5 protein-coding genes are annotated in these 3,723 nt (G+C 63.3%); 2 read left to right on the forward strand and 3 right to left on the reverse strand.

Annotated features, from left to right (window positions below; all coding sequences use genetic code 11):
• A partial coding sequence (locus VK682_RS26950) for a TRAP transporter large permease subunit (protein WP_324782955.1) occupies positions 1-475 on the forward strand: 475 nt, incomplete at its 5' end.
• 23 nt (positions 476-498) lie between these two features.
• Here VK682_RS26950 and VK682_RS26955 read toward each other — a convergent pair.
• Positions 499-975 (reverse strand): hypothetical protein, encoded by a 477-nt coding sequence (locus VK682_RS26955; protein WP_324782956.1) that lies wholly within the window; start codon positions 973-975, stop codon positions 499-501.
• Positions 976-1,448: 473 nt separating this feature from the next.
• Positions 1,449-1,607, reverse strand: a complete 159-nt coding sequence (locus VK682_RS26960) for an ATP-binding protein (protein ID WP_324782957.1) — start codon at positions 1,605-1,607, stop codon at positions 1,449-1,451.
• 466 nt (positions 1,608-2,073) lie between these two features.
• Here VK682_RS26960 and VK682_RS26965 point away from each other — a divergent pair, with 466 nt between their 5' ends.
• A complete protein-coding gene (locus VK682_RS26965; RefSeq protein WP_324782958.1) occupies positions 2,074-2,421 on the forward strand; it encodes a hypothetical protein in 348 nt (115 codons plus the stop codon).
• 21 nt (positions 2,422-2,442) lie between these two features.
• On the opposite strand, the gene VK682_RS26970 is transcribed toward VK682_RS26965, so the two are convergent.
• The coding region (locus VK682_RS26970; protein WP_324782959.1) for an AAA family ATPase at positions 2,443-3,723 on the reverse strand (1,281 nt) is incomplete at its 5' end.

A 3,723-nucleotide genomic window follows, 5' to 3' on the forward strand; every position in this document is an offset into this window, starting at 1 on the left:
ATTTCCTATCGCCGCTGGGTCAGTTCTCAGTGACATCCAACACGTCTGGATCGGCATCGGCGCCACAGCGCTGGTCGGGGTCTACAACCTGATGGGCGGCATCAATTTTGTGGGCGGGCTGATCACCGGCGTGTCAGAAAGCCCGATCGTGATCGTGCTGCTGATGATGGCCATCCTGTTCGTGCTCGGCGCCTTTCTTGATTGGGTCGGTATCGCGCTGCTGACCATGCCGATCTTCGTACCGATCGTGAAAAGCCTCGGGCTCGACCCGGTCTGGTTCGGCGTGCTGTTCTGCATGAACATGCAGATGAGCTTCCTGTCGCCGCCCTTCGGCCCCGCCGCCTTCTATCTGAAATCGGTGGCCCCGCCCGACATCTCGCTGGGCGACATCTTCCAGGCGCTGCTGCCCTTCATCGCGCTTCAGGCCGTCGCTCTGGCCGTGATGCTCTGCTTCCCGCAGATCGCAGTCTACTGACGGCTGCTCCCGCCCTGCCCCGCTCAGCGCGGGACAAGGCCAAAGGCGCGAGGGGCCGCCACCGAAGCAGCAGCCCGGCTGCCAGAACCCCGCGACGCAGCCAGCGCCAGCCGCAACCGCGGCTCCCGGAGGAGGCCCGCGCTCCTAAAGCCGCAGCGACATCGCCAGCGGCACGGCGGCACGGCGGCAGCGGCGGCATGGGGCGGGCGGTCATGCCAGAGGCACAGCACCCCGGCAGCGGTCGGCAGGCAGGGGCCGTTGTCGGCCAGCCACTGATGCGGATTGAGCGGCAGGCGCGCGCCGTCCGGCCCCAGAAACTCGACGCGGGGCTGGTCAAGCAGCGGCGCCCCCGCCCCAGCCTCGGGCCCCTGCGCCGCCTTCTGCCAGAGCGCCACGGGCCTCCGGTCCAGCCCCATCCTCATGGTCCCGACATAGCCCACGCCCTGCGGCGCAAGCGCCAGACGACCCAGATCACCACCCAGAACACAGGCCCAGCACATAGGCGCGGACGGCGGAAAAGGGGCGCAGATCACCTCGTTCTTCCCGGTTCGCCGTATCCGGCACGGGCGACAGCCCAAACGGTCAGTCTTTGCAGTGTCCGGCACATCCGCTCTTCGCTGCTTGCGGTAGGCGATAAAGGTTTCCGGATGCCGCGACGGGACGTGTTGCTGGCAGACCAGCGCCATCCTCTCCTGAAACAGCGTGACGCGGGTGCGGGAACCCAGTCGAACCATACGCGGCGCTTTCAGCGGAATATTTCCTCCAATCCGCCGCGACTTGCCGCCCCTAGATATGTCCGGTAATCTTGCCTTACCGGACATATAAAGCGCGAAGGGCTCACCGCGGGTGTCGTTTTAGTTTCATGGGTGGATTCACCCGAAATCAGCCCTCTCGCCTTCAAAGTTTCCACTTAAACGGTGGACCGGGCTCTTGCTCAATCTCTGGACTTCGCGATTGCCGCGGTCAGCCTGGGTCATTCACCGACGGCGCGGTTCGAGGTGACCAGCAGCGCGCCGCGCTCGTAACGGCGGCTGACCAGCTGGAAGAACAGATGGGCGGCGTCCGGCTCGAACGGCAGGTAGCCCAGAAGTCCGGTGTCGCCAATGGTCTCAAGTCTTGGCCCATTTGTCATCCTCAGCTTGCCCTGCAAACAGAAACTCTGCGGCAGCAGCCTGGGACCGGAACGGGATTGCCTCGCTGACAACAAAGCCGGCTGGTCGGCTGAGGCAGCTGCCTTTCCAGCAGATTTTTCCCTCACAGTAGTGCTTGCTCAGCACTTCATGCGCAGCGGACTCCCGCTTCATCGCTCTATAGTTTGGACAAAGCACCGAGATGCGTGACTTTGGCAGGAGATAACACCAACCGCCCGCTTTCTGATGGAGGAGGCCGTGTAGACGCCCTGACGGATCCCCCATTTGATGCGTGGGGGTCAACACAAGTCGGGAAGCTGCCTCATGCGAGTAGCGTGCGCGCGACCATATGTAACCGAACACCTTTCTCGCCAAGCGGTCGAGGTCGAAAGGGCCTCTCCAGTCTGGAGACGCGGCGCCTACGGTCACACCCTTGATGTTGTCCCAGACTGCATTGGGAAGACATCTTTGACCAAGGGCCAGAAGGCGGCTCTCGAGGCTCTCCAACGTGCTGCGGAGCAAGCCGGGAAGCTCGAAGAAGAGGACGAAGTCGGCCCATCGGCGTTGGTATCTTTGCTTGCGGATCCTCTCGAGCAAATCCTCCCAGGAAACGCCGACATAGATGCGCAGGCATGGTCGGCCCTGGCGGAGGAAGGCATAGATCCCAGCGGTGCCGTAAGGGGGTCCACGCCAAGTTTTCTGGTGGAGAGAGAGTTCTATCGGCTCGACGATCTCGACAAGATCGCGGACCTCGCCGAGTTGAGATGGCGAAATGCTTCCCACCCCGACCAAGAGCGATTGGTCGGGGCAAAGTGAATTGTAGTGCATGTTCATCGGTTACCGGGTGTTCCCGATCTGGCTCAGCCAGGGTCGCAGCTCTGCAGCATCCATTTCACGCCGGACGAGCAATTCCGCGGCAAGGCGTTCGAGCAGGTCCCGGTGCGGTTCCAGGAGGTCACCCGCTCGCTGTTCGAAGTCCCAAAGCTTGACGCGCACGCGATCCCAATACTTTTCGGGAATCCGGGGCGTCTCAGGTTCTCCGAGCCAAGCGGGGCCATAAATTCCAAGCCCCGTTTGACGATCAAAGAACATTTGCAGGCGCGTGGCGCGCTCAAGATCGCTGCCCGGACCACCACCGCTGCCAGCACTGACATTTCCAAGGACAAGGCGCTCCGCGGCACGGCCGGCCATGAGCATCATCATTTCACGCTCGAATTCTTCAAGCGTCCCTTCCTGGATTGCAGACCGTCGCATCGTCCGTCCGTCTTCCTGCCCGATAACCACGCGCTCGACGGCCGCCGGGCCGAGCAACACCGCCGCGACCAAGGCGTGCCCGGCCTCGTGCAGGGCGATGCGGCGCTCGAAGGCCGGGTGGTCCGGCCGCCCGCCGCCCAGCTGCGCCGCAAGTAAGTCGGCATCGAAGGGGACCCCGTCGCGGCGGGCCGCGGCCCTCGCCGCGCGAAGCGTCGCGTCGATCGCGGCCGGCGTCCGGCCGGCGCAGAGCTGCGCCAGTGGCGTCACATCCGCGGCACCGGGAAACACCTGCCGAAGCATGTGGGCAATCTGCCCGAGCGGCGGCCGCGTGAGCTCGACGACCTGATCAAAGCGCCCGGGCCTGACGATCGCCGGATCGAGCGTGTCTACTGAATTGCACGCCCCAAGAAGAATGGTGCCATCGAGAACTAGAAACTTGTCGATTTCTCTGAGCAGCGCGTTGATCACTTGCCGTCGGTAATTGCTGTTACGCTCGCTGTCTGAGGCGTCTCGGGACCCGAATGAGTCGATTTCGTCAATGAAAATGATGCAGGGACGCATGTCTACGGCCTGTGCGAAGGACTTGGTCATGGCGCCCAACATGTCACCAAGATGTCCTTTCGCCTGCCACTCCCCAACGCTCACAATGACAATTGCCACGCCCGCCGACCGCGCAATGGCCTGCGCCAACACGGTCTTGCCAGTGCCCGGCTCGCCATAGATCAGCAAAGATCGTGGGATCTCCGACCAGCGCGCAATGCCATTCCTGCACGCCTGAATATCTGCAACGCGGGCTTCCGCAGCATGATGCGCGGGAGACGACCCGCCAATTTCTTCGAGGGTGAGGCCGTTCTGGCGCATGGC

The sequence above is a fragment of the Salipiger marinus genome (assembly GCF_035481585.1).
GTDB lineage: Bacteria > Pseudomonadota > Alphaproteobacteria > Rhodobacterales > Rhodobacteraceae > Salipiger > Salipiger marinus.